Consider the following 23,505-nt stretch of genomic DNA (forward strand, 5'->3'; position numbering starts at 1 on the left):
GCGGACTCTGGATACCGTTCGGACACACAAGGGCCAGCATGTGGAGGGCGGAGCCGATCTACGATGCAAGCTCGAAGCTTTAGGAGCGACTGGACCTCCCGCACCTCCTCCGATGATCAGTCGGAAGACATGACGCCTGTTTAGGGGCGACATGTCCAGATACAAGGAGCGACTGGACCTCCCGCACCTCCTCCGATGATCAGTCGGAAGACATGACGCCTGTTTAGGGGCGACATGTCCAGATACAAGGAGCGGCTTCAGCCGCGATGGGCTTGACCGGGAACGCCCCGTCGCGGCTGAAGCCGCTAACGCTGGATCCGGTGCGATTGAGGCGGAAACCGGTGCTGAGAGGCGCCGCTAGTCGCCGGTCCCGCCCGCGCGGCCGCGCAGCTTGTCCAGCCGATCCAGCAGGCCGATCCAGAACGCCGCCGGCAGCTCGGCGACCAGCGGCACGCTGAAGCACCAATCGTTGACGAAGGCGGCGCACTTGACTGCGTCCTTCTCGGTCATCAGCACCGGCAGTTCGCTGCCGAAGGCCAGATCCGCGGCGCGGTACTGGTGGTGGTCGGGAAAGGCATGCGGGACCACGCCGATGCCCTGCGCGCGCAGCATGTCGAAGAAGCGCTGCGGGTGGGCGATGCCGGCCACGGCGTGCACGCGCTGGCCGGCGAAGCTGCGCAACGGCCGCGCACGGCCGCCGTGCAACGGTTGCGCGCTGTCGATGCGCAGGCGCATCGCCCATTCGCCGAAGCCGACTTCGAGCGCGCCGCTGTCGCTGGCCTGTCCCAGATTGACGACCCGGAAATCGCATTCGTTGCCGCGCGCCACCGGCTCGCGCAGCGGCCCGGCCGGCAGCAGGCGGCCGTTGCCGTAGCGGCGCTGGCCGTCCACCACCTCGATCTCGATGTCGCGCTGCAGCCGGTAATGCTGCAGGCCGTCGTCGCAGACCACGATGTCGCAGCCGGCCTGCAGCAGCGCGCGCGCCGCGGCCACGCGGTCGCGGTCCACCCGCACCGGCACGCCGGTCTTGCGCGCGATCAGCACCGGCTCGTCGCCACCCTGCTCGGCCGAGGTGCCCGGCTCGATCCAGCGCGGCTCCTGCGGCTGGCTGCGGCCGTAGCCGCGGCTGGCCACGCCCGGGCTCCAGCCGGCGTCGCGCAGGCGCTGCACCAGGGCGATGGTCAGTGGCGTCTTGCCGGTGCCGCCGGCGGTCAGATTGCCCACCACCACCACCGGCGCGGCGATGCTGTGGCGCTTGCGCCAGCCGCGCCGGTACAGCGCGCGGCGCAACGCGATCGCCGCCGCGTACAGCGGGGTCAGCACGCGCGCGTGCAGCGGCGGCGAACCCGTGCCGTACCAATAGGCGGGGGTGTGCGGCCCGCGCTCGCTCATCCGAACTGCCTTTCGCGGAACTGCATGCTGTGCAGGTGCGCATACACCCCGCCCAGCGCCAGCAGCTCGCGGTGGGTGCCGCGCTCGACGATGCGGCCGTGGTCCATCACCAGCACCTGGTCGGCGTGTTCGATGGTCGACAGGCGGTGGGCGATGACCAGCGTGGTGCGGTCGGGCATCAGCCGGTGCAAGGCGTCCTGCACCAGCCGCTCGGATTCGTTGTCCAGCGCCGCGGTAGCCTCGTCGAGGATCAGGATCGGCGCGTCCTTGAGCATGGCGCGGGCGATCGCCAGGCGCTGGCGCTGACCGCCGGACAGGCGTCCTCCCTTGGCCCCGACCTGCGCCTGCACGCCCTCGGGCAGGTGCTCGACGAACTCCATCGCGTTGGCATCGGCGATCGCCTGCTGCAATTGCGCAGGGCTGGCCTCTCGCATCTCGCCGTAGGCGACGTTCTCGGCGATGCTGCCGTCGAACAGCATCACCTGCTGGCCGACCAGGGCGATCTGTCGGCGCAGATCCTCCAGCCGATAGTCCTGCAGCGGGTGGCCATCGAGCAGGATCTGCCCGGACTGCGGGTCGTAGAAGCGCGGGATCAGCTTGACCAGGCTCGACTTGCCGCTGCCGGAGCGGCCGACGATGGCGGTGACGGTGCCGGGTTCGGCGACGAAGCTGACTTCGGCCAGCGCCGGCCGCGCCTGCCCCGGATAGGCGGCGGTGACCTCGCGGAACTCGATCCGGCCCTGCGCGCGCTCGATGTGGCGGGTACCGCTGTCCTGTTCCTCCGGCGCATCCAGCACCACGAACAGCCGCTGCGCCGAGGCGACGCCCCGCTGCAGCATGTTCTGCACATTGGTGAGGTTCTTCAGCGCCGGGATGATCGCCATCATCGCGGTCATCAGCGAGACGAACTCGCCGGCGGTCAGGCGCCCGGCCAGCGCCTCGTGGCCGGCGATCAGCAGCAGCGCGGCCAGGCCGATCGCGCCCAGCAACTGCACCGCGGCCGAGGAGATGCCGCGGGTGGACTCGACCTTCATCGCCAGGTGCAGGTTGGTGTCGGCCAGGTGCTGGTAGCGCTCCATCTCGCTGGCGCGCGCGCCGTAGACCTTGACCTCCTGGTTGCCGGACAGGGCCTGCTCGGCGGACTGCATCAGCTCGGCGTTGCTCTCCTGGATGCGGTGGCTGACCCGCCGGTAGCGCTTGGCCACGCGGTCCATCACCCACGCCAGCGGCGGCGCCACCAGCAGGATGGTCACGGTCACCGTCCAGCTGTACCACAGCATCACCGCCAGCGCGCCGACGATCTGCAGGGTCTGCTGCACCATCACCTTCATCGCGTCGACCGCGGCCTGCGCCACCTGCTCGCTGTCCGAACCCAGCCGCACCAGCATCGACGCCACCGGCTCGGCATCGAAGCGGCTGCCCGGCAGGCGCAGGTACTTGTCCAGCACGTTGACCCGGAAATCGCGGGAAATGCTCCGCGCCGCGCGTCCCATCGACATGTCGGTGACGTAGCCAGCGATGCCGCGCAGCACGAACAGGCCGACGATCTGCAACGGCAACCACATCGCCACCTCGCGATTGCGGGCGATGAAGGTCTCGTCGGTGATCGGCTTCATCAGCGCCAGGAAGCCCGAGCCGGCCAGCGCTTCCAGCAGCGCGCCGACGGCGGCGATCAGCAGCAGACCGCGGTAGCCGCCGGCATAGGACAACAGGCGGCGATAGGTCCGCCAGGGGGAATCCTGGACGGGCACGTCGGTGGGTACATTCACTTGGAGCTTCCGTCCCTGTTGACTTCGGGGGCAGTGGCGATGGCGATGCGGCGGAACCCGAGCTGGCCCAGCGCGTCCTGCGCGGTGACCACCGCCTGGTAAGGCGTGCGCGCGTCGGCGCGCAGCAGCACCGGCTGCTCGCGGTCGTCGCCGGCGACCTGGGCGATGCTGCGCTTGACCGACTCCACGTCGGTGCGCAGCACTTCCTGGTCGTTGATGAAGTAATGCCCGTCGGCGTTGATCAGCACGCTCAGCGCGCGCGCCGGCGGCGGCGCGTTGCGGTCGCTGGCGTTGGGCAGCTGCAATTGCAGCGTCGAACGCGCATCGAAGGTGGTGGTCACGACGAAGAAGATGATCAGCACCAGGATGACGTCGATCAACGGCACCAGGTCGATGTGCGGCTCGTCCTGGCCACGGTCGTCGCGGATCCGCACCGGCTCAGCCCTTGGCCGACGCGGCGTTCGACGCGGCGCCGCGTGCCGGCGCAACCGCACGGCCATGGCCGTCGAGCGCGTCGGTCAGCGCGGTGGCTTCCTGCTCCATCTCGATCACGTAGCCGGCGATGCGGCCCTTGAAATGGCGATGGAAGATCAGCGCCGGCACCGCGATGATCATGCCGGTGGCGGTGCACACCAGCGCCTTGCCGATGCCGCCGGCGAGCTGGTTCACGTCGCCCAGGCCATGGTCGAGGATGCCGAGGAACATCTGGATCATGCCGACCACGGTGCCGAGCAGGCCGAGCAGCGGCCCGGCCGAGGCGATGGTGCCCAACGCGTTCAGGTAACGCTCCATGCGGTGCACGACGTGCCGGCCGGTATCCTCGATGCGCTCGCGCACGATCTCGCGCGGACGGTTGCGCACGTCCAGGCCGGCCGCGAGCAGCGCGCCCAGCGGCGAATTGCGCCGCAGCGATTCGATGTGGGTGGGGTCGAGCTTGCCGCGCGTGGCCCAGTTGCGCACTTCCTGGCCCAGTCCCGGCGGCAACACCTCGCTACGGCGCAGGCTCCAGAACCGCTCCAGGACGATCGCCAGCGCGACCACGCCCAACAGCAGCAATGGCACCATCGGCCAGCCACCGGCCTTGACCAGTTCCCACACGTCGCAACCCTCCGGCACGCTCGGCCGTTCGTTCACTGGCCGATAGGATAGCAGCCGCCCGCGCCCGCTCCGCCGCGTCCCACAGCCGCGCCCGCCAGGGCCGCCGCTCGCGCAGTTGCAGGCCGGCGCGCCCCAGCCACACGCGCAGCGCACCGCCCTGCGGCGTGCCGGCGACCTCGGCGCCGGCGGCCTGCCAGCGCGCCACTACGCCCGGATGCGGATGACCGAAGCGGTTGCCGTAGGCCGCCGACACCAGCACCAGCCGCGCGCCGGTGGCGGCGACGAAGGCCGGCTGCGAGGAATGCGCGCTGCCATGGTGCGGCGCCACCACGACGTCGGCGCGCAGCGCCTGCGGCGCCTCGCGCAGCAGCGTGCGCTCGACCACGTCGCCGATATCGCCGGCCAGCAACAGCGCGCCATGCACGGTTTCCACGCGCAGCACGCAGCTGGATTCGTTGCGCAGATAGGGAAAGTGCGGCGCCGGATGCAGGAACCGGAACCGCACGCCATCCCATTCCCAGGCATCGCCGGTCACGCAGGGGCGGTCCAGCGGCACCGGCGCGCCGGCCGGAGCCTGGACCAGGCCGATCGGCAGCGCCGCGCGCACCGCGCCCAGGCCGCCGGCGTGGTCGTTGTCGCCATGACTGATCACCGCGCGATCCAGCCGCGCCACGCCAAGCGCATGCAGCGCCGGGACCACCACCCGCTCGCCAGCGTCGTAGCCGTCCTCCACCGCCGGCCCGGTGTCGTACAGCAGTTGATGGTGGGCGGTGCGCACCAGCAACGACAGCCCCTGCCCCACGTCGAACATCACCAGATCGACCTCGCCCGGTCGCGGTCGCTCCAGCGGCGGCCACAGCAAGGGCAACCACAGCATCGCCGCCAGCGGTTTGCCCGGCACCGCGCGCGGCAACAGCAACCAGAACGCGCCCAGCAGGGCCAGCGGCAGCGCCCAGTCGCGCGCCTCCGGTAGCCAGCGCAGGGCGAAGCGGCTCTCGCCCAGGGCGACGAACAATGGCCAGGTCAGGTCGAAGCAGGCCGCGGCCAGGCGCCACAGCCAGGCGCCGGCACCGGCGTGCAACGCCTCCAGCGCGGTGCCGAGCAAGGCCAGCGGGACCACCACCAGGCTCCACCAGGGGATCGCCAGCAGGTTGGCCAGCGGCCCGACCACGGAGGCCTGCCCGAACAGCATCGTGCTCACCGGCAGCAGGCCGACCGTGGCCACGCCTTGCGCGGTCAGGAAGCTGCGCAGCGTCTCGCGCCAGCCACGACCGGCATCGGGCATGCACCAAGCCAGCCAGGCGACGCCGAGGAAGCTCAGCCAGAAGCCGGCCGAGAGCACCGCCAGCGGGTCGCAGAGCAGCATGGCAATCGCCGCCAGCGCCAATGCGTCGACCACCCGCACCGGTCGCCGCCACAACCGTGCCGCCACCAACACCGCGATCATCAGCGCGGTGCGCACGGTCGGCAGGGCCATGCCCGACACCAGGGTGTAGCCGCCGGCGCCGAGCAGCGCCAGCGCCGCCGCGGCCTGGCGGCGCGACCAGTAGCGGCCCAGTTGCGGCCACAGCCGCCACAGGCCGCCGCCGAGCAGTGCGAAGGCGCCGGCGACCAGGCCGACATGGAAGCCGGAAATGGCGATGAGATGGGTCAGGCCGGCGGCGCGCAGGATGCGCCAGTCGCGATCGTCCAGCCGCCGGGTATCGCCCAGCGCCAGCGCCTGTACGTAGCGCGCCGAGGCCTGCGGCACGGCCGCGGCGATGCGTGCGGACATGTCGGCGCGCCAGGCGTCGATGCCCTGCCCCGGCGTCAATTGCGCTGCCGCCTGCGGCGCCACCACATAGCCGCTGGCGCTGATCCGCTGCGCCAGCGCATAGGCCTCGGCATCGAAGCCGCCCGGATTGCTCAAGCCGCGCGGCGCGCGCAGGCGCACCTGCAACTGCCAGCGCGCGCCGGCGCTCAGGGCGCTACGCGGCCCGGCCTGGTGCGTGCCGAAGTCGTCGTACCACGCCAATTGCAGCAGGCGCCCGCGCAACGGCGCCGGCTGCGCCGCGTCGCTGTCCACCCGGAACAGGAAGCGGGTGCGGCGGGTCTCCGCCTGCGGCAGTTCCACCACCTGGCCGCGGACGTCGACCACGCGTTTTTCCCAGTCGGCCGGCAACTGCCGCGCCAGCACCATGCCGGCGATCAGCGCCAGCCAGCCGGCGCCGATCGCGAAGGCGCCCAGCCAGCGCCAGCGCGGCGCCGCCACGTACAGCGACGCCCCGGCGAGCAGGATCGCCACGGCCAGCGGCCAGGGCAGCAGGCGCGGCAGCCACAGCGCGGCCAGCACGCCGGCGGCGAGGCTGGCCGCGACCGCAGCGCCGAACGGCGCCGGTGCCGGCCAGCGGGCAGCGCGAGCCGCGGCGGGGCCCTGGCGAGGCACCGCGTCTGCCGACGGTTGCATGTGCTTGCCCTCCTTGGCATCGATGGATCGGAAGCAGCGAGACGAAGCGGCGCGACATGCGCATCGCGCGACACCGTCTTTATCGCGATGCCAGCGTCGCATCCAGCCTGGACGCGAGCCATCGGTCCATGCCGCGGCACCGCGTCAGAATTCGCCTAACGCGCGAGCGCGCGCCGCGTCACAGTCCCGACGCAGTTCTCCGCAGCTTCATCGCCCCGCGCCTAAGGTGCGATACCCCACGTCGTAAGGAGTTCGCGCATGCGCAAGGGCATCGCATTGATCGTCGGAGTCACTGGCATCTCCGGCTACAACCTCGCCAACGTGCTGGTCGCCGAGGGCTGGACCGTCTATGGGCTGGCACGCCGTCCGGTGCCGCAGGAAGGCGTGATTCCGGTGGCGGTCGATCTGCTCGACCGCGACGCCACCATCGCGGCGCTGCGCGGGCTGCCGATCACCCACGTGTTCTTCTGCACCTGGACGCGGCGCGACACCGAGAAGGAGAACGTCGCCGCCAACGGCGCGATGTTGCGGCACCTGTGCGAGGGCCTGGACGGCGCGACGCTGCAGCACATGGCGCTGGTCACCGGCACCAAGCATTACCTGGGCTCGTTCGAGCACTACGGCAGCGGCAAGGCGGAGACGCCGTTCCGCGAGAGCGAACCGCGGCAGCCGGGCGAGAATTTCTACTACACGCTGGAAGACCTGCTGTTCGACGCCGCCGCGCGCCATGGCTTCGGCTGGAGCGTGCACCGCTCGCACACCATGATCGGCCAGGCCAACGGCAGCAATGCGATGAACATGGGCGTGACCCTGGCGGTGTACGCGACGCTGTGCAAGCACACCGGGCAGCCGTTCGTGTTCCCCGGTTCGCGCGCGCAGTGGGACAGCCTCACCGACCTCACCGACGCCGGCCTGCTCGGCCGCCAACTGGCCTGGGCCGCGACCAATCCGGCCGCACGCAACCAGGCCTTCAACACGGTCAACGGCGACGTGTTCCGCTGGCGCTGGATGTGGGGCGAGATCGCCGCGTTCTTCGGCCTGGACCCTGCCCCTTATCCGGAGGCGCCGATGCCGCTGCAGCCGCGCCTGCAGGACACTGCGCCTGCGCTGTGGCGCGAGATCGCCGAGCAGCATGGGCTGGTGCAGGCGGATGTGAACCAACTGGCGTCGTGGTGGCATACCGATGCCGATCTGGGCCGCGAGATCGAGTGCGTCAACGACATGACCAAGAGCCGCGATCTCGGCTTCCTCGGCTACTACGACAGCCGCGCCTCGTTCCTGGAGCTGTTCACGCGGCTGCGCGCGCAGCGGGTGATTCCCTGAGGGACGAGGCTTGGTCAGGCGCTGTCGGCAACCGGGGCCGACGACATGGTCGGCTGCGTTCGTCGCAATGAAGTCGCTCCCGCATGCGGTTGCACTTGCAGGAGCGGCTAAGCCGCGACAGGGGCTATCGGTAACGTTCGTGTCGCGGCTGACGCCGCTCCTACCGCACGACGATGCGCCGGCGTACCTGTGAGAAGGATCTCCCTGTGGGAGGGACTTCAGTCCCGACGCGGCCTGCGTCAGCCGCAGGACAGCGCTGTCGTCGGGATCGAAGGACGGCCACGGGAAGCATGGCTGCCACGCCAGCCCCCCCCTGAAAGAGGCTTGAGCCCCTCGCGATCGTCAGGCCGCGATCATGCTCGACCACCCGCGGTTCGGGGCCGCCGTGCGGCAGCCTCCCCATTCAAACGTCCGCAGGCGCCAGTTCGCGCAGCTTGCCCTGGTGCAGTTCCAGCACCCGGTCCAGCTTGCGCGCCAGGCTGCGGTCGTGGGTGACCAGGGCCAGGCTGGTGCCCTGCGCGCGGTTGAGTTCGAGCATCAGCGCGAACACGTTGGCCGCGGTCTTGTCGTCGAGGTTGCCGGTCGGCTCGTCGCCGAGCACGCAGGCCGGGCGATTGACCAGCGCACGCGCCACCGCGGCACGCTGGCGCTCGCCGCCGGACAGTTCGCCCGGCTTGTGCTCCAGGCGATGGCCCAGGCCCACCGATTCCAGCAGCGCGCGGGCGCGGGCATCGGCGTCCTGGATCGGCGCGCCGCCCAGCAGCACCGGCATCATCACATTCTCCAGCGCGGTGAACTCGGGCAGCAGGTGATGGAACTGGTAGACGAAGCCCAGCGAACGGTTGCGCAACTGCCCACGCGCCGCGTCGGTCAGCGCCGACATGCGCTGGCCGGCCACGTAGACCTCGCCGGAGGTCGGCACGTCGAGGCCGCCGAGCAGGTGCAGCAAGGTGCTCTTGCCGGCACCGGACGCGCCGACGATGGCCACGGTCTCGCCGGCGGCCACGCTCAGCTCCAGCCCGTCGAACACCGGCGTGCGCATCTTGCCTTCGGCATAGGTCTTGGCCAGGCCTTCGGCGCGGATCGCCGCGTCCGCTTGTCGCTTCTGCATTCCCGATTCCCGATTGCCCATTCCCGATTCCCGGCTCTCATTCATAGCGCAGCGCCTCCGCCGGCTGCGTGCGCGCCGCGCGCCAGGCCGGGTACAGCGTGGCCAGGAAGCTCATCAGCAAGGCGACGATGGTGATCACCATGACGTCGTGCGGCTGCATGTCGGTGGGCAGGCCGGTGATGTAGTAGACGTCCTCCGGCAGCAGCTTGATGTTGAACACCGCCTCGATGCCGGCCAGGATCCGCTCCAGGTTGAGCGTCAGCACGATGCCGCCGATCACGCCGGCGACGGTGCCGATCACGCCGATCAGCGTGCCCTGCACCATGAACACCTGCATCACCCCGCCCGGGCTCAGTCCCAGCGTGCGCAGGATCGCGATGTCGGCCTGCTTGTCGGTCACCAGCATCACCTGCGAGGACACCAGGTTGAACGCACCCATCGCGATGATCAGCGACAGCAGGATGCCCATCACTGTCTTTTCCATCTTCAGCGACTGGTAGAGGTTGGCGTTCTCGCGGGTCCAGTCGCTGACCATGTACGGGCCGTGCAGGTTCAGCGCCAGGTCGCGCGCCACGTTCCAGGCCTGATCCATGTCGTACAACTTCAGGCGCACGCCGGTGACGCCGTCGCCCATGCGCAGCACCCGCTGCAGGTCCGGCATGCTGGTCACCGCCAGGCCGCGGTCGATCTCGTTGTAGCCGGCCTCGAAGATGCCGCTGACGGTGAAGCGCTTGTAGCGCGGCACCATGCCCATCGGGCTGGCCTGCGGCTCGCCCAGCATCACCACCACCTTGTCGCCGACGCCTACGCCCAGCCACAGCGCCAGTTCCTGGCCGAGCAGGATGTTGTAGGACCCCGGGGTCAGGCTGTCGACCGAGCCCTGCTTCATCTTCTGCGCCAGCACCGAGACCTTGGCCTCTTCCTTGGGCAGGATGCCGCGAACGATCGCTGGCTGGTTGCGCTGGCCGGTCAGCAGGGCCTCTTCCTCGACGTAGGGCGCGGCGCCGGCGACGCGCTTGTCGCGCATGGCCACGTCCACCGCGTGCTGCCAGTCCTCCATCGGCGCGCCCTGCGCGCTGACCGTGGCATGCGCGGCCATCTGCAGCAGGCGGTCGCGGATCTCCTTCTGGAAGCCGCTCATCACCGCCAGGGTGGTGATCAGCACGGTCACGCCCAGGGCGATGCCGAGGATCGAGGCCATGGAGATGAAGGAGATGAAGTTGTTGCGGCGCTTGGCGCGCAGATAGCGCAGGCCGATGGCCACGGGTAAGGGTTTGAACATGCGCAGCCACCATCCAGGGAGCGCTATGGTGCCATTTGCGGCGGCGCAGACGAAGCGGCATGGGCGGCAGCGGCCAGACGCAGTTCACGTCGTGCCGCCGGCGGCAGCGTGTCCGGCCACCACGCCAGGCGCTGCGTACGCCCCTGCGCATCGCGCCAGCGCACGAACGCCAGCGGTCCGCGCCAGGCGACCTGCAGCGCGCTCACCGCCACGCCATCGACGCTGGGCGCACCGGCACCGGCAGGAATCAGCAGCGCGCGCGGCGCCCGCCCGGCCTCACGGCGCAGCAGCCACGCCGCGTACAGCAGCGCCAGCGCGGCCGCCGGCCAGGCCAGGTGCGGCGGCAGGTCGGAGCCGAGCAGCGACAGCGGCGCCAGCGCGCCGAGCAGGGTCAGCGCGGCCAGCAGCCAGCGCGACGGGCGCCAGTCAAGCCGGCATGGCGCGGATGGAAGCGATGAGATCGGCGGCGCGCGCATCGGGACAGGCCTCGTAGCCCATGAACCATCGCCACAACTTATCGTCCTCGCAATCGAGCAGGTATAGGAAAACCCCGCGCTCGTCCTCGGAAGCTTCCCCCCAGCGCCGGTCCAGGTAGCGGCCGAACAACTGGTCCAGTTCGCGCATGCCGCGCCGGCAGCGCCAGCGCAGCTTCTTCAGTTCGGTGCTCTCGTCCATCGCATGCGCCCTTGCCTGGGGGCGGCGCCGCACGGCAGCCGCCGAAAACGAACGCGGCACCGAACCCGAAAGCCGGTGCCGCGCGGTCGGCGGGCAGGCCCGCCGTATGGAACGTGTGCCGCTGCGATCAGGCGCGGCGCGCCATCATCAGCTTCTTGATCTCGGCGATCGCCAGCGCCGGGTTCAGCCCCTTCGGGCAGGTCCGCGCGCAGTTCATGATGGTGTGGCAGCGGTACAGCTTGAACGGATCTTCCAGATCGTCCAGGCGCGCACCGGTGTCCTCGTCGCGCGAGTCGATGATCCAGCGGTAGGCCTGCAGCAGGATCGCCGGGCCCAGGTAACGCTCGCCGTTCCACCAGTAGCTCGGGCAGCTGGTCGAGCAGCACGCGCACAGGATGCACTCGTACAGGCCGTCGAGCTTCTTGCGGTCTTCCGGCGACTGCAGCCGCTCACGGTCCGGCGGCGGCGGGGTCTGGGTGCGGATCCACGGCTTGATCGAGGCGTACTGCGCGTAGAAGTGGGTCAGGTCCGGCACCAGATCCTTGACCACGCTCATGTGCGGCAGCGGGTAGATCGGCACTTCCTTCTTGCCGCAGTCGCTGATCGCCTTGGTGCAGGCCAGCGTATTGGTGCCGTCGATGTTCATCGCGCACGACCCGCAGATGCCTTCGCGGCACGAGCGGCGGAAGGTCAGGGTCGGGTCGATCTCGTTCTTGATCTTGATCAGCGCGTCCAGAACCATCGGGCCGCACGCGTCCAGATCCACCTCGTAGGTGTCGGTCCGCGGGTTGCTGTCGTCGTCCGGATTCCACCGGTAGACCTTGAAGGTCCGCACGTTCTTCGCGCCCTTGGCGGGAAAGTGCTTGCCCTTGCCGATCTTGGAATTCTTGGGGAGGGTGAACTCTGCCATGGCTTTAAAATCCGGGAATGGGGATTGGGGAATGGGGAATGGGAAGCGGGAGCGAAGAGCGCATGCGCTGTTCTCGATTCCCGATTCCCTACTCCCGTTTCCCGGCTGTGGTCAGTAAACGCGCGGCTTCGGCGGCACCACGTCCACGTCCTTGCTGAGCGTGTACATGTGCACCGGGCGGTAGTCGAAGCTGCACTGGCCCTTGTCGTCGACGGTGACCAGCGTGTGCTTCTGCCAGTTGACGTCGTCGCGGTCGGGGAAATCCTCGTGGGCGTGCGCGCCGCGGCTTTCCTTGCGCTGTTCGGCCGAGTTGATCGTCGCCACCGCGTTGAGCAGCAGGTTGTTCAGCTCGTAGGTCTCGATCAGGTCGGAATTCCACACCAGCGAGCGGTCGGACACCTTGACGTCCTCGAAGCTGGCGAAGATGTCGGCCATCTTGTCCACGCCTTCCTTCAGCGTCTTGCTGGTGCGGAACACCGCCGCGTCGGACTGCATGGTGCGCTGCATCTTGTCGCGGATCACCGAGGTCGGGGTGCTGCCGTTGGCGTTGCGCAGCTTGTCCAGCAGGCCCAGCGCCTTGTCGCAGGCGTCGCCCGGCAGGCCCTTGTGCGGCGCGCCGGTCTTGATCGTCTCGGCGCAGCGGTTGGCCACCGCGCGGCCGAACACCACCAGGTCGAGCAGCGAGTTGGAGCCCAGGCGGTTGGCGCCGTGCACCGACACGCAGGCGGCCTCGCCGATGGCGTACAGGCCCGGCACCACCGCATCGGGGTTGTCGCCGTCCTTGCGCACCACCTCGCCGTGGTAGTTGGTCGGAATGCCGCCCATGTTGTAGTGGACGGTCGGGATCACCGGGATCGGCTGCTTGTGCACGTCGACGCCGGCGAAGATGCGCGCGCTCTCGGCGATGCCGGGCAGCTTCTCGTCGATCACGCCCGGGCCGAGGTGGGTCAGGTCGAGCAGGATGTGGTCCTTGTGCTCGCCGACGCCGCGGCCTTCGCGGATCTCGATGGTCATCGAACGCGACACCACGTCGCGCGAGGCCAGATCCTTGTAGTGCGGCGCGTAGCGCTCCATGAAGCGCTCGCCGCTGCTGTTGCGCAGGATGCCGCCTTCGCCGCGCACGCCTTCGGTGATCAGGCAGCCGGCGCCGTAGATGCCGGTCGGGTGGAACTGCACGAACTCCATGTCCTGCATCGGCAGGCCGGCGCGCATCACCAGGCCGCCGCCGTCGCCGGTGCAGGTGTGCGCCGAGGTGGCGCTGAAGTAGGCGCGGCCGTAGCCGCCGGTGGCCAGCACCACGCCGTGGGCGCGGAACAGGTGCAGCGAGCCTTCGGCCATGTCCAGGGCGAGCACGCCACGGCAGGCGCCTTCCTCGTCGAAGATCAGGTCGAGCGCGAAGTACTCGATCATGAAGCGCGCGTTGTGCGCCAGCGACTGCTGGTACAGCGTGTGCAGCATGGCGTGGCCGGTGCGGTCGGCGGCGGCGCAGGTGCGCTGCGCGGACGGGCCTTCGCCGTACTTGGTGGTCATGCCGCCGAACGGACGCTGGTAGATCTTGCCGTCCTCGGTGCGGCTGAACGGCACGCCGTAGTGCTCCAGCTCGATGATCGCCGGGATCGCCTCGCGGCACATGTACTCGATCGCGTCCTGGTCGCCCAGCCAGTCCGAGCCCTTGATGGTGTCGTAGAAGTGGTAGCGCCAGTCGTCCTCGCCCATGTTGCCGAGCGCGGCGGAGATGCCGCCCTGCGCGGCCACGGTGTGCGAACGGGTCGGGAAGACCTTGGTCAGGCAGACGGTCTGCAGGCCCTTCTGGGCCAGACCGAAGGTGGCGCGCAGGCCGGCGCCGCCGGCGCCGACCACGACCATGTCGTACTTGTGTTCGGTGATCTTGTAAGCGGACATCGAAATGTGGTTCCTAGAGGGGGCGCCGATGGATCAGGCGATGCCCAGCGCGATGCGCGCCACGGCGAAGATGCTGACGATGGCGCCGAGCACGGCGACGAAGCGCACGATGGTCTGCGCGGCCAAGGCCAGCAGCGAGGTGTGCACGTAGTCTTCCAGCACCACCTGCATGCCAAGCTGGGCGTGCCAGAACGCGGCGATCAGGAAGCCGACAAGCAGGATCGCGTTCCACGGCTTGGCCACGGCCTCGGTGGCGGCGACGTAGTCCGAACCGAGCAGGCTCAGCACGAAGATCAGGAACCAGATCGACAGCGGCACCAGGGCGGTGGCGGTCAGGCGCTGCAGCACGAAGTGCTCGGTGCCGGTCTTGGCCGCGCCCAGGCCGCGGACATTCTTCAACGGGGTGCGATAGCGGCTCATGCGGTGGCTCCCAGCAGCACGTAGGCCCACACCGCGGCGGTCAGCACGAAGCTGAGCACGACCGACAGCCAGCCGATGGTGACGAAGGCGCGGACCGCGTAGCCCTGGCCGAAATCCTGCAGGATGTGGCGCAGGCCGCCGAACAGGTGGAAAGCGAAGCACCAGGTCCAGCCGAACAGGAACACCTGGCCGTACCAGGCGCCGGCGATGTCGCGGAAGCAGTTCCAGGAGGCGGGGCCGAGCATCAGCGCCAACAGGCCGGCGGCGATGATCAGGGCACCGATCGACAGCACGATGCCGGTGGCTCGATTCAGGATCGAGGTCACCATCTGGATCTGCCAGCGATAGACCTGCAGATGCGGGGAAAGGGGACGTTCGCGCGTAGCCATTCGCTGGGCTCGTTGTCTCGGCTGGGCGGCGTGCTTAAGGCCGCGTTGGCTCAAAGCTGCTCAAAAATCGATGCAGCGTCCGTTTTTCTCCCAGTCGCCGTAGCGCGTCGGCTCGAGGCCGCCGCGCCCGCCGATCTCCCGCGGCGCAGGCTCGGCCTGCGGAGGGGTGTCCTCGGCGGGCCGCTGCGTTTCGGGATCGGACTCGGGTGTGGGGGTTGGTTGGCCTATCATGCGGGTCTCACAACTCGTCAATTTTAGTCCTCCCCTCTCGTGCCTGACAACCTGAATCTAGAATCCGGCGGTTTTTCCGCCTTGCCACACCTGCAATACGTCGCATTGCGCGGTCCGGATGCAGCGGCCTTCGCCCATGCGCAATTCGCCAACGACGTGCAGGCGCTGGCCGTGGGCCAGTGGCAGTGGAACGCCTGGCTCACCGCCAAGGGCCGGGTGATCGCGGTGTTCGCGCTGCTGCGCCAGGCCGACGACGCCTTGCTGATGCTGCTGGCCGACGGCGGCGCCGAGGAACTGGCAACGGCACTGGGCCGCTTCGTGTTCCGGCGCAAACTGCGCGTGACGGTCGAGGACACGCTTGTTGCTTTCGGTCGCCTGAGCCTACCCGAGCAGGCCCGCGGCGCGACGTCAGCGCACGATGAGGCCGGCGTGATCGAACTGGACATGGGCGGCGACGGCCTGCCGCGCACCCTGCGCCTGGTGCCGACGCCGGCCGCGGATGCGCCGGCCGCCGACCCGGTGCTGGCTGAGGCCTGGCGCGCGGCCGACCTGCGGCTAGGCCTGGCCCGGCTTGCGCCGAGCCAGCGCGAACAGTGGACGCCGCAGCAGTTGGGCCTGGACCGGCTGCACGCCTTCAGCGTCAAGAAAGGCTGCTACCCCGGCCAGGAAATCGTCGCCCGCACCCACTTCCTGGGCAAGGCCAAGCGCGCGGTGCAGTTGCTGGAAGTGGATGCGCCCGTCGCCATCGATGCAGCGGTGCAGCGCGACGGCCAGCCATTCGGCAGCGTGGTCAGCGTCGCCGGCACCCTGGCATTGGCGGTGCTGCCGCTCGAGGAGGCGCCGCCGGCGGGACTGGACATCGACGGCCACCCCGCAAGGTGGCAGCCCCTGATCGACGGCCTGGCGCGCTGAGCGCGCGCCGTAACGCCAGCTTTCGCTTACGGCTGTTGCGAATCCCCAATCCCCAATCCCGAATCCCGCACCTCCAGACGCCCCCCACTCTCGGCATCGAAGAAGTGCAGCGCGTCGCCGCGCACCGCCACCCGCAGGCGCTCGCCCAGGCCCGGCAGCGCACGCGGCGCCACCCGCATCACCAGCGGCTGCGCGCCGTGGCTGAGATTGATGAAGATCTCGTTGCCGACCGGCTCGATCACCTCGATGGTGGCCTCGAAGCCGCCCTGCGCGTCGTCGCTGGGCTGCAGGTGCTCCGGCCGCACGCCGATCGCCAGCTCACGGCCCAACCACTGCGGCGCGACCTGCGCACCCGGCAGCGGCACCCGCCCGCCGTCCTGCAACTGCAGTTGCAGGCCGCCCTCGTCGACCAACCGCCCGCGCAGCACGTTCATCGCCGGGCTGCCGAGGAAACCGGCCACGAACAGGTTGGCCGGGCGGTCGTACAGCGCCATCGGCGTGTCGATCTGCTGGATCAGCCCGTCCTTGAGCACGACGATGCGCTGGCCCAGGGTCATCGCCTCGACCTGGTCGTGGGTGACGTAGATCATGGTGGTGCCGAGCTTGCGGTGCAGTTGCGCGATCTCGGTGCGCACCGAATGGCGCAGCTTGGCGTCCAGGTTGGACAGCGGCTCGTCGAGCAGGAACACCGCCGGTTCGCGCACCAGCGCCCGGCCCAGCGCCACGCGCTGGCGCTGGCCGCCGGACATGGCCCGCGGCAGCTTGTCCAGCATCGGGGTCAGGCCCAGGGTGTCGGCGGCGGCGGCCACGCGCTGGCGGATGACCTCCTTGCTCTCGCCGCGCAGCTTGAGCCCGAACGCCAGGTTCTCGGCCACGGTCATGTGCGGGTACAGCGCGTAGCTCTGGAACACCATGGCGATGTCGCGGTCCTTCGGCGCCACCTCGTTGACCACGCGCTCGCCGATGCGCAGCTCGCCGCCGCTGATCTCTTCCAGGCCGGCGATCATGCGCAGCAGCGTGGACTTGCCGCAGCCCGAGGGCCCGACCAGCACCATCAGTTCGCCGTCGGCCACTTCGAAGCTGGCCCCGTGCACGGCGACCTGGCCGTTGTCGTAGACCTTGCGGATGTTGTCCAGTTGTACTTTCGCCATGTATCCGGTTTCCGGCAGTGAGGAACGGGCTGCCGCCGGTCCCTCCCGAGGGCAGTGCATACGAATTCGGGTCGCATCATGCCCGCGCGCAGGCAACAATGGATCGCGATGCGGTATTCTGCCATGTAACCGTTTTCACGGGGCAACATCGAGCCTGGGAGGGCATGCAATGCGATCCGCCAGCCGCCGATCCGGCGCGCCGCCGTCATCCTGCCGGATGACGACCGACCTGCAGCATGAGGCATTGGAGAGGTATGCTCAGAGGTCTGGCAGTCGTATTCATCTCCTGGATCGTGCGTTCCCGCCTGGCGGCCCTCCCGCGTCACGCCCTCGCCCGAACCGGCCGGATACAGGCCGTCGCCGCCGTTCGCTTTCCCACGCCACGTCACTCCTAGCCCCCAGGTGATCGACACCATGTCACCCGAAACCGAAACCCGGTCGATGCACGATACCTTCCTGTTGTTCGGCGCCACCGGCGATCTGGCCCAGCGCTACCTGTTCCCCTCGCTGCTGCGCATGCTCGACGACGGCTTCCTGCCGGAAGACTTCCGCATCCGCGCACTGGCGCTGTCGCCGCACGACACCGCCAAGTTCCACGAGATCCTCAAGCCGCGCCTGCAGGCGGCGATGCCGCAGATCGGCGAATCGATCGTGCAGGCGCTGCTGGCACGCATCGACTACCGTTCGGTGGACCTGCGCGATGCCGAATCGGTGGCCGCCGCGGTGCGCGACCTGACCGCACGCCGCTGCGTGAGCTACCTGGCGATCCCGCCGGGGCTGTACATCAGCACCTGCCAGGGCCTGGCCCTGGGCGGCGCCCTGGCCGCGCCGCACCGGCTGATGCTGGAGAAGCCGATCGGCCACGATTCGGACAGCGCCCGCGAGATCGTGCAGGCGATCGGCGCGCTGATCGACGAGGACCGCGTGTTCCGCCTGGACCACTACCTGGGCAAGGCCGCGGTGCAGAACCTGATCGCGCTGCGCTTCGGCAACACCCTGCTGGAAGCGGTGTGGAACCGCAACTACATCGAGTCGGTGGACATCCTGGTCGCCGAGAGCGAGGGCGTGGACGGCCGCGACGCCTACTACGCGCGCTCCGGCGCGCTGCGCGACATGGTGCAGAGCCATATCCTGCAGTTGCTGTGCCTGGTGGCGATGGAGCCGCCGGCGTCGCTGGAAGCCGACCGCATCCGCGACGAGAAGGTCAAGGTGCTGCGCGCGCTGCGTCCGCTCAGCGCCGAGCATGCCGCCCGCGACAGCGTGCGCGGGCGCTACACCGCCGGCACCATCAACGGCCAGCCGGCGCAGGCCTACCAGCCGCCGGAAGGCAGCGACGTGGAGACCTTCGCCGCGGTCACCGCCTACATCGACAACTGGCGCTGGGCCGGGGTGCCGTTCCGCCTGTGCACCGGCAAGCGCCTGGCCGAGCGCTCCACCCGCGTGGTGGTCACGCTCAAGCCGGTCACCCACTGGCTGTTCGAGCGCCCGGCCGCGCAGCAGGTGGCGCCGAACCGGCTGACCTTCCAGCTGCAGCCGCAGGAAAACATCGAACTGGGGCTGATGAGCAGCCTGGCCGGCCCGGAATGGGGCGCGCTGGAACTGCAGCCGCTGGAACTGGAACTGTCGGTGCCCACCGGCCTGCATCGGCGCATCGCCTACGAGCGGCTGATGCTCGACGCGCTCAACGGCAACCATGCGCTGTTCGTGCGCGACGACGAAGTCCGCGCCGCCTGGGCCTGGATCGACAGCGTCAGCGCCGCCTGGGCGCAGGCGCACCTGCCGCTGCTGCCCTACCCGGCCGGCAGCTGGGGGCCGGAGGAAGCGCAGGCCTACGTCTCCTGCGACCAGTCCGGCGCCGCGCCGAAGGTCGCGCAATGAGCGCGCCGCAGCGCCCGGTGCTGGTCGCCGACATCGGCGGCACCAATGCCCGTTTCGCCCTTGCCGATCTCGACGCTTCGGTGCCGCTGCTCGACGACAGCACCCAGACCTACTCGGTGGTGGAGTTCCCGTCGCTGGGCGACGCCGCCCGCCACTACCTGGAACAGACCGGGGTGGACGCGCGCAGCGGCACCTTCGCGGTCGCCGGCCGCGTCGACGGCGACGAGGCGCGCATCACCAACCATCCGTGGGTGATCTCGCGGGCGCGCACCCGCGCCATGCTCGGCTTCGACGAACTGCACCTGATCAACGACTTCGCCGCGCAGGCGATGGCGATCAGCCTGCTGCGGCCGCAGGACGTGGTCCAGGTCGGCGGCGCCAGCTGGACCCCGTCGCCGGTCGAGGTGCCGCGCAACTACGGCGTGATCGGCCCCGGCACCGGCCTGGGCGTGGGCGGCCTGCTGATGCGCGGCGGGCGCTGCTTCCCGCTGGAGACCGAGGGCGGCCATGTCAGCTTCCCGCCGGGCACGCCGGAGGAGATCCGCATCCTGGAACTGCTCTCGCAGCAGTTCGGCCGCGTCTCCAACGAGCGCCTGATCTGCGGCCCCGGCCTGGTCAACATCCACCGCGCGCTCAGCGAGATCGCCGGCGACGACCCGGGCCCGCTGCAGCCGGAGGACATCACCGCGCGTGCCGCGCAGGGCGACTACCGGGCGATGCGCACGGTGGACGTGTTCTGCGCCGTGTTCGGCGCCATCGCCGGCGACCTGGTGCTGATGCAGGGCGCCTGGGACGGCGTGTTCCTGACCGGCGGGCTGGTACCGAAGATGCTCGACGCGATCCAGCATTCCGGGTTCCGCCAGCGCTTCGAGCACAAGGGCCGGTTTTCGTCGATCATGGCGCGGGTGCCGTCGCTGGCGGTGATCCATCCCCGTCCCGGCCTGCTCGGCGCCGCCGCCTACGCGGTGGACGCCGCGCGGCAATCCCCAGGAGCCATCGCATGAGCCCCACGCTGTCCGACCGCATCACGCTGATCCGCTACGACGATCCGGACGAATGGATCGACGCGGCGGCGGCCGAGATCGGCACCGCGCTGCGCGAGGAGATCCAGCGCCGCGGCGGCGCGCGCCTGCTGCTGTCCGGCGGCACCACCCCGGCGCCGGTGTACCAGGCGCTGGCCGAGTTGCCGCTGGACTGGTCGAAGCTGGAAGTCGGCCTGGTCGACGAGCGCTGGCTGTCGCCGCAGGACAGCGACAGCAACGCCTACCTGGTCCGGCACAGTCTGCTGGACCGCGCCGAAGAGGCGCGCTTCGAACCGCTGGTGCGCGTCGGCAAGCCGCTGCAGGACTGCGTGCACGCGGCCAATCTGCACGCGCAGCACGCCCCGGCCCCGTGCATGGCGGTGCTGGGCATGGGCGGCGACGGCCACACCGCCTCGCTGTTCCCGGGCGCCACCGACCTGAACAAGGCCCTGGCCAACCCGCTGCCCTACGCCACGCTCGACGCCACCGGCTGCCCCGGCGCCAACACCTGGCCGCTGCGCATCACCCTGACCCCGGCCGGCCTGGCGCCGATCGGCCAACGCATGCTGCTGTTGCGCGGCAAGCAGAAGCTGGAAGTGCTGGAGCGCGCGCTGGCCGGCACCGATCCGCACGAGTACCCGATCCGCGTCGCCTTCGACACGCCTGGTGCGCGCCTGCGCGTGCATTGGTGCGAGTGAGGCCGGGATTGGGGATTGGGGATTAGGGATTCGCAACGGCTGCGCGCTGACGCTTTTCCGCTCTTCCGATTCCCGCTTCCCGCTCTTCCGATTCCCGATTCCCGATTCCCGACTCCCCCTTCATAGCCACGTCCGCCAATGAGCCTGCATCCGACCCTCCACGCGATCACCGAACGCATCCGCCAGCGCAGTGCGCCGTCGCGGCGCGCCTACCTGGCCGGCATCGACGCCGCGCTGCGCGACGGTCCGTTCCGCAGCCGCCTGAGCTGCGGCAACCTCGCCCACGGCTTCGCCGCCTGCGGCCCCACCGACAAGAGCCGGCTGGAAGGCGGGATCACCCCCAACCTCGGCATCATCACCGCCTACAACGACATGCTCTCGGCGCACCAGCCGTTCGAGCACTACCCGGAGATCATCCGCAGCACCGCGCGCGCGCTCGGCGCCACCGCGCAGGTCGCCGGCGGCGTGCCGGCGATGTGCGACGGCGTGACCCAGGGCCGGCCGGGCATGGAGCTGTCGCTGTTCTCGCGCGACGTGATCGCCCAGGCCACCGCGATCGGCCTCAGCCACGACATGTTCGACACCAGCCTGTACCTGGGCGTGTGCGACAAGATCGTGCCGGGCCTGCTGATCGGCGCGCTGGCCTTCGGCCACCTGCCGGCAGTGTTCGTGCCGGCCGGGCCGATGACCCCGGGCATCCCCAACAAGCAGAAGGCCGAGGTGCGCGAACGCTACGCCGCCGGCCAGGCCACCCGCGAGGAGCTGCTGGCCGCCGAATCGGCGTCCTACCACGCCCCCGGCACCTGCACCTTCTACGGCACCGCCAACTCCAACCAGGTGCTGCTGGAAGCGATGGGCGTGCAGTTGCCCGGCGCCTCCTTCGTCAATCCCGGCACCCCGCTGCGCGAGGCGCTGACCCAGCAGGCGACCGAGCGCGCGCTGCGCATCACCGCCCTGGGCAGCGACTTCCGCCCGCTGGGCCGCTTGATCGACGAGCGTGCCATCGTCAACGCGGTGGTCGCGCTGATGGCCACTGGCGGCTCCACCAACCACACCATCCACTGGCTGGCGGTGGCGCGCGCGGCCGGCATCGTGCTGACCTGGGACGACCTGGACGCGCTGTCACAGTTGGTGCCGCTGCTGGCGCGGGTGTATCCGAACGGCGAGGCCGACGTGAACCACTTCGCCGCCGCCGGCGGCATCGGCTTCGTGTTCCGCGAGCTGATGGACGCCGGGCTGATGCACGACGACCTGGCCACCATCGTGCCGGGCGGCATGCGCGCCTACGGCGACGAACCCTGCGTGCAGGACGGCAAGCTGGCCTACGTGCCGAGCCCGGCCAAGAGCGCCGACGAGGCCGTGGTACGCCCGGCGTCCAACCCGTTCGAGGCGCAGGGCGGCCTGCGCCTGCTGCGCGGCAACCTCGGCCGCTCGCTGATCAAGCTGTCGGCGGTGAAGCCGCAGTTCCGCACCATCGAAGCGCCGGCCGTGGTGATCGACGCGCCGCAGGCGCTGAACAAGCTGCACGCCGCCGGCGCGCTGCCGCACGACTTCGTGGTGGTGCTGCGCTACCAGGGCCCGCAGGCCAACGGCATGCCGGAACTGCATTCACTGGCGCCGCTGCTGGGCCTGCTGCAGAACCAGGGCCGGCGCGTGGCGCTGGTCACCGACGGACGCCTGTCCGGCGCCTCCGGCAAGTTCCCCGCGGCCATCCACGTGACCCCGGAAGCGGCGCGCGGCGGCCCCCTGGCGCGGGTGCGCGAAGGCGACATCGTGCGCCTGGACGGCGAGGCCGGCACCCTGGAAGTGCTGGTGGACGCCGCCGAGTGGGCCGCACGCCCGCTGGCGCCGAACACCGCGCCGGCCGCGCACGACCTGGGTCGCAACCTGTTCGGGCTCAACCGCCGCATGGTCGGCCCGGCCGACCAGGGTGCGCTGTCGATCTCCTGCGGCCCGCCGGCCGCCGACGGCGACCTGTGGAACTACGACGCCGAGTACGACCTGGGCCGCGATGCCGAGGCCGCCGCCGCGCCGCACGAGGCCAAGGACGCCTGACCGGCGCCGCCGTTCGCCCTCCCCCGCCCTGGCCGTGCGCGGCCGGGGCCTCGCCCCCTTCGCAACCGAGACGCCCATGACCATCGCCGAACACCAGACCAAGGCCGAACAGCTGCTGCGCGCGGCCGGCATCCTGCCCGTCGTCACCGTCCACACCCTGGAAGAAGCGCGCCGCGTGTCGGCCGCGCTGCTGGAAGGCGGCCTGCCGGCGATCGAACTGACCCTGCGCACGCCGGTGGCGATGGACGCGCTGGCGATGCTCAAGCGCGAACTGCCGGACATCGTGATCGGCGCCGGCACCGTGCTCAACGCCACCCAGCTGCAGCAGTCGATCGACGCCGGCGCCGACTTCATCGTCACCCCGGGCACCACCCCGACCCTGGCCGACGCCCTGGCGCAGGCACCGCTACCGGTGGTGCCGGGCGCGGCCACCCCGAGCGAACTGCTGGCGCTGATGGAGCGCGGCTTCCGCGTGTGCAAGCTGTTCCCCGCCTCCGCCGTCGGCGGCCTGGCGATGCTCAAGGGCCTGGCCGGCCCCCTGGCCGAGCTCAAGCTGTGCCCCACCGGCGGCATCGGCGAAAGCACCGCCGCCGAATACCTGGCCCAGCCGAACGTGGTCTGCATCGGCGGCTCGTGGATGGTGCCCAAGGACTGGCTGGCCGACGGCGCCTGGGACAAGGTGCGCGAAAGCTCGGCGAAGGCGGCGGCGATCGTGGCGGCGGCGCGGTAGCGCCTAGCCGGGAATCGGGAGTGGGGAATCGGGAATCGTTAAAGCCAGAACCTCGGCTCTCACAACTCGATACTCCAGAAAGAAAAAAAGCGCCGGCATGCCGGCGCTTTT

Annotated in this window: 22 protein-coding genes; 7 read left to right on the plus strand and 15 right to left on the minus strand. The window is 70.1% G+C overall.

All coding sequences use genetic code 11. The features are described 5' to 3' along the window. Positions 1–357: 357 nt before the first annotated feature. The 5 genes from lpxK to CEK68_RS16350 are packed head-to-tail and all read right to left on the minus strand — an operon-like array spanning position 358 to position 6,705. Complete coding sequence (lpxK, locus tag CEK68_RS16330) at positions 358–1,392, minus strand: tetraacyldisaccharide 4'-kinase (protein WP_152240014.1); 1,035 nt, start codon at positions 1,390–1,392, stop codon at positions 358–360. Further along, on the minus strand, positions 1,389–3,161 hold the full coding sequence (gene msbA / locus CEK68_RS16335; protein WP_152240015.1) for a lipid A export permease/ATP-binding protein MsbA: 1,773 nt from the start codon (positions 3,159–3,161) through the stop codon (positions 1,389–1,391). Before msbA ends, lpxK begins: the two co-directional genes overlap by 4 nt. Further along, positions 3,158–3,595, minus strand: a complete 438-nt coding sequence (locus CEK68_RS16340; protein WP_010342642.1) for a biopolymer transporter ExbD — start codon at positions 3,593–3,595, stop codon at positions 3,158–3,160. The genes msbA and CEK68_RS16340 overlap by 4 nt, the downstream gene beginning before the upstream one ends. A 4-nt stretch (positions 3,596–3,599) precedes the next feature. Beyond that, on the minus strand, positions 3,600–4,259 hold the full coding sequence (locus tag CEK68_RS16345; protein ID WP_026143405.1) for a MotA/TolQ/ExbB proton channel family protein: 660 nt from the start codon (positions 4,257–4,259) through the stop codon (positions 3,600–3,602). Beyond that, entirely contained in the window at positions 4,153–6,705 is a 2,553-nt protein-coding gene (locus CEK68_RS16350; RefSeq protein ID WP_152240016.1) for a DNA internalization-related competence protein ComEC/Rec2, read from the minus strand. The genes CEK68_RS16345 and CEK68_RS16350 overlap by 107 nt, the downstream gene beginning before the upstream one ends. Before the next feature lie 258 nt (positions 6,706–6,963). Between CEK68_RS16350 and CEK68_RS16355 the strand changes: the two genes are divergently transcribed. Continuing rightward, a complete protein-coding gene (locus tag CEK68_RS16355) occupies positions 6,964–8,028 on the plus strand; it encodes an SDR family oxidoreductase (RefSeq protein ID WP_148828431.1) in 1,065 nt (354 codons plus the stop codon). 403 nt (positions 8,029–8,431) lie between these two features. On the opposite strand, the gene lolD is transcribed toward CEK68_RS16355, so the two are convergent. From lolD to CEK68_RS16400, 9 genes are all read right to left on the minus strand, one after another. After that, on the minus strand, positions 8,432–9,139 hold the full coding sequence (gene lolD / locus CEK68_RS16360; protein WP_017909302.1) for a lipoprotein-releasing ABC transporter ATP-binding protein LolD: 708 nt from the start codon (positions 9,137–9,139) through the stop codon (positions 8,432–8,434). A gap of 37 nt (positions 9,140–9,176) precedes the next feature. Further along, entirely contained in the window at positions 9,177–10,421 is a 1,245-nt protein-coding gene (locus tag CEK68_RS16365) for a lipoprotein-releasing ABC transporter permease subunit (protein ID WP_010342649.1), read from the minus strand. Between the two features lie 23 nt (positions 10,422–10,444). Beyond that, positions 10,445–10,897 (minus strand): hypothetical protein, encoded by a 453-nt coding sequence (locus CEK68_RS16370; protein ID WP_152240017.1) that lies wholly within the window; start codon positions 10,895–10,897, stop codon positions 10,445–10,447. Continuing rightward, positions 10,848–11,096: a succinate dehydrogenase assembly factor 2 gene (locus tag CEK68_RS16375; protein WP_017912578.1), complete on the minus strand. Its 249-nt coding sequence runs from the start codon at positions 11,094–11,096 to the stop codon at positions 10,848–10,850. Before CEK68_RS16375 ends, CEK68_RS16370 begins: the two co-directional genes overlap by 50 nt. Before the next feature lie 127 nt (positions 11,097–11,223). Next, complete coding sequence (locus tag CEK68_RS16380; protein WP_017908442.1) at positions 11,224–12,006, minus strand: succinate dehydrogenase iron-sulfur subunit; 783 nt, start codon at positions 12,004–12,006, stop codon at positions 11,224–11,226. 111 nt (positions 12,007–12,117) lie between these two features. Beyond that, positions 12,118–13,908: a succinate dehydrogenase flavoprotein subunit gene (gene sdhA, locus CEK68_RS16385; protein ID WP_017908441.1), complete on the minus strand. Its 1,791-nt coding sequence runs from the start codon at positions 13,906–13,908 to the stop codon at positions 12,118–12,120. A 33-nt stretch (positions 13,909–13,941) separates the two neighbouring features. Next, the gene (gene sdhD / locus CEK68_RS16390; RefSeq protein WP_010342655.1) at positions 13,942–14,328 is read right to left on the minus strand and encodes a succinate dehydrogenase, hydrophobic membrane anchor protein; all 387 of its coding nucleotides are present in this window, start codon (positions 14,326–14,328) and stop codon (positions 13,942–13,944) included. Beyond that, the gene (gene sdhC / locus CEK68_RS16395; protein ID WP_017912577.1) at positions 14,325–14,717 is read right to left on the minus strand and encodes a succinate dehydrogenase, cytochrome b556 subunit; all 393 of its coding nucleotides are present in this window, start codon (positions 14,715–14,717) and stop codon (positions 14,325–14,327) included. Before sdhC ends, sdhD begins: the two co-directional genes overlap by 4 nt. A 60-nt stretch (positions 14,718–14,777) precedes the next feature. Continuing rightward, on the minus strand, positions 14,778–14,948 hold the full coding sequence (locus tag CEK68_RS16400; protein WP_152240018.1) for a DUF1674 domain-containing protein: 171 nt from the start codon (positions 14,946–14,948) through the stop codon (positions 14,778–14,780). 39 nt (positions 14,949–14,987) lie between these two features. Here CEK68_RS16400 and CEK68_RS16405 point away from each other — a divergent pair, with 39 nt between their 5' ends. Continuing rightward, positions 14,988–15,860, plus strand: a complete 873-nt coding sequence (locus CEK68_RS16405) for a folate-binding protein YgfZ (RefSeq protein WP_193314228.1) — start codon at positions 14,988–14,990, stop codon at positions 15,858–15,860. Between the two features lie 26 nt (positions 15,861–15,886). On the opposite strand, the gene ugpC is transcribed toward CEK68_RS16405, so the two are convergent. Beyond that, on the minus strand, positions 15,887–17,011 hold the full coding sequence (gene ugpC / locus CEK68_RS16410) for a sn-glycerol-3-phosphate ABC transporter ATP-binding protein UgpC (protein ID WP_152240020.1): 1,125 nt from the start codon (positions 17,009–17,011) through the stop codon (positions 15,887–15,889). 441 nt (positions 17,012–17,452) lie between these two features. On the opposite strand from ugpC, the gene zwf reads away from it, so the two are divergent. The 5 genes from zwf to CEK68_RS16435 all read left to right on the plus strand — a co-directional run bounded on the left by zwf (position 17,453) and on the right by CEK68_RS16435 (position 23,394). Then, on the plus strand, positions 17,453–18,889 hold the full coding sequence (gene zwf, locus CEK68_RS16415) for a glucose-6-phosphate dehydrogenase (protein WP_026144039.1): 1,437 nt from the start codon (positions 17,453–17,455) through the stop codon (positions 18,887–18,889). Beyond that, the gene (gene glk, locus CEK68_RS16420; protein ID WP_017909678.1) at positions 18,886–19,893 is read left to right on the plus strand and encodes a glucokinase; all 1,008 of its coding nucleotides are present in this window, start codon (positions 18,886–18,888) and stop codon (positions 19,891–19,893) included. Before zwf ends, glk begins: the two co-directional genes overlap by 4 nt. Next, positions 19,890–20,609 (plus strand): 6-phosphogluconolactonase, encoded by a 720-nt coding sequence (gene pgl / locus CEK68_RS16425; protein WP_017917731.1) that lies wholly within the window; start codon positions 19,890–19,892, stop codon positions 20,607–20,609. Before glk ends, pgl begins: the two co-directional genes overlap by 4 nt. 138 nt (positions 20,610–20,747) lie before the next feature. Beyond that, complete coding sequence (gene edd / locus CEK68_RS16430) at positions 20,748–22,664, plus strand: phosphogluconate dehydratase (protein ID WP_148828437.1); 1,917 nt, start codon at positions 20,748–20,750, stop codon at positions 22,662–22,664. Between the two features lie 76 nt (positions 22,665–22,740). After that, positions 22,741–23,394, plus strand: coding sequence for a bifunctional 4-hydroxy-2-oxoglutarate aldolase/2-dehydro-3-deoxy-phosphogluconate aldolase (locus CEK68_RS16435; RefSeq protein WP_017909681.1), 654 nt, complete (start codon positions 22,741–22,743; stop codon positions 23,392–23,394). Positions 23,395–23,505: the final 111 nt, after the last annotated feature.

Source organism: Xanthomonas sp. LMG 12461, assembly GCF_009192935.1.
GTDB classification, from domain to species: Bacteria; Pseudomonadota; Gammaproteobacteria; order Xanthomonadales; family Xanthomonadaceae; genus Xanthomonas_A; species Xanthomonas_A sontii.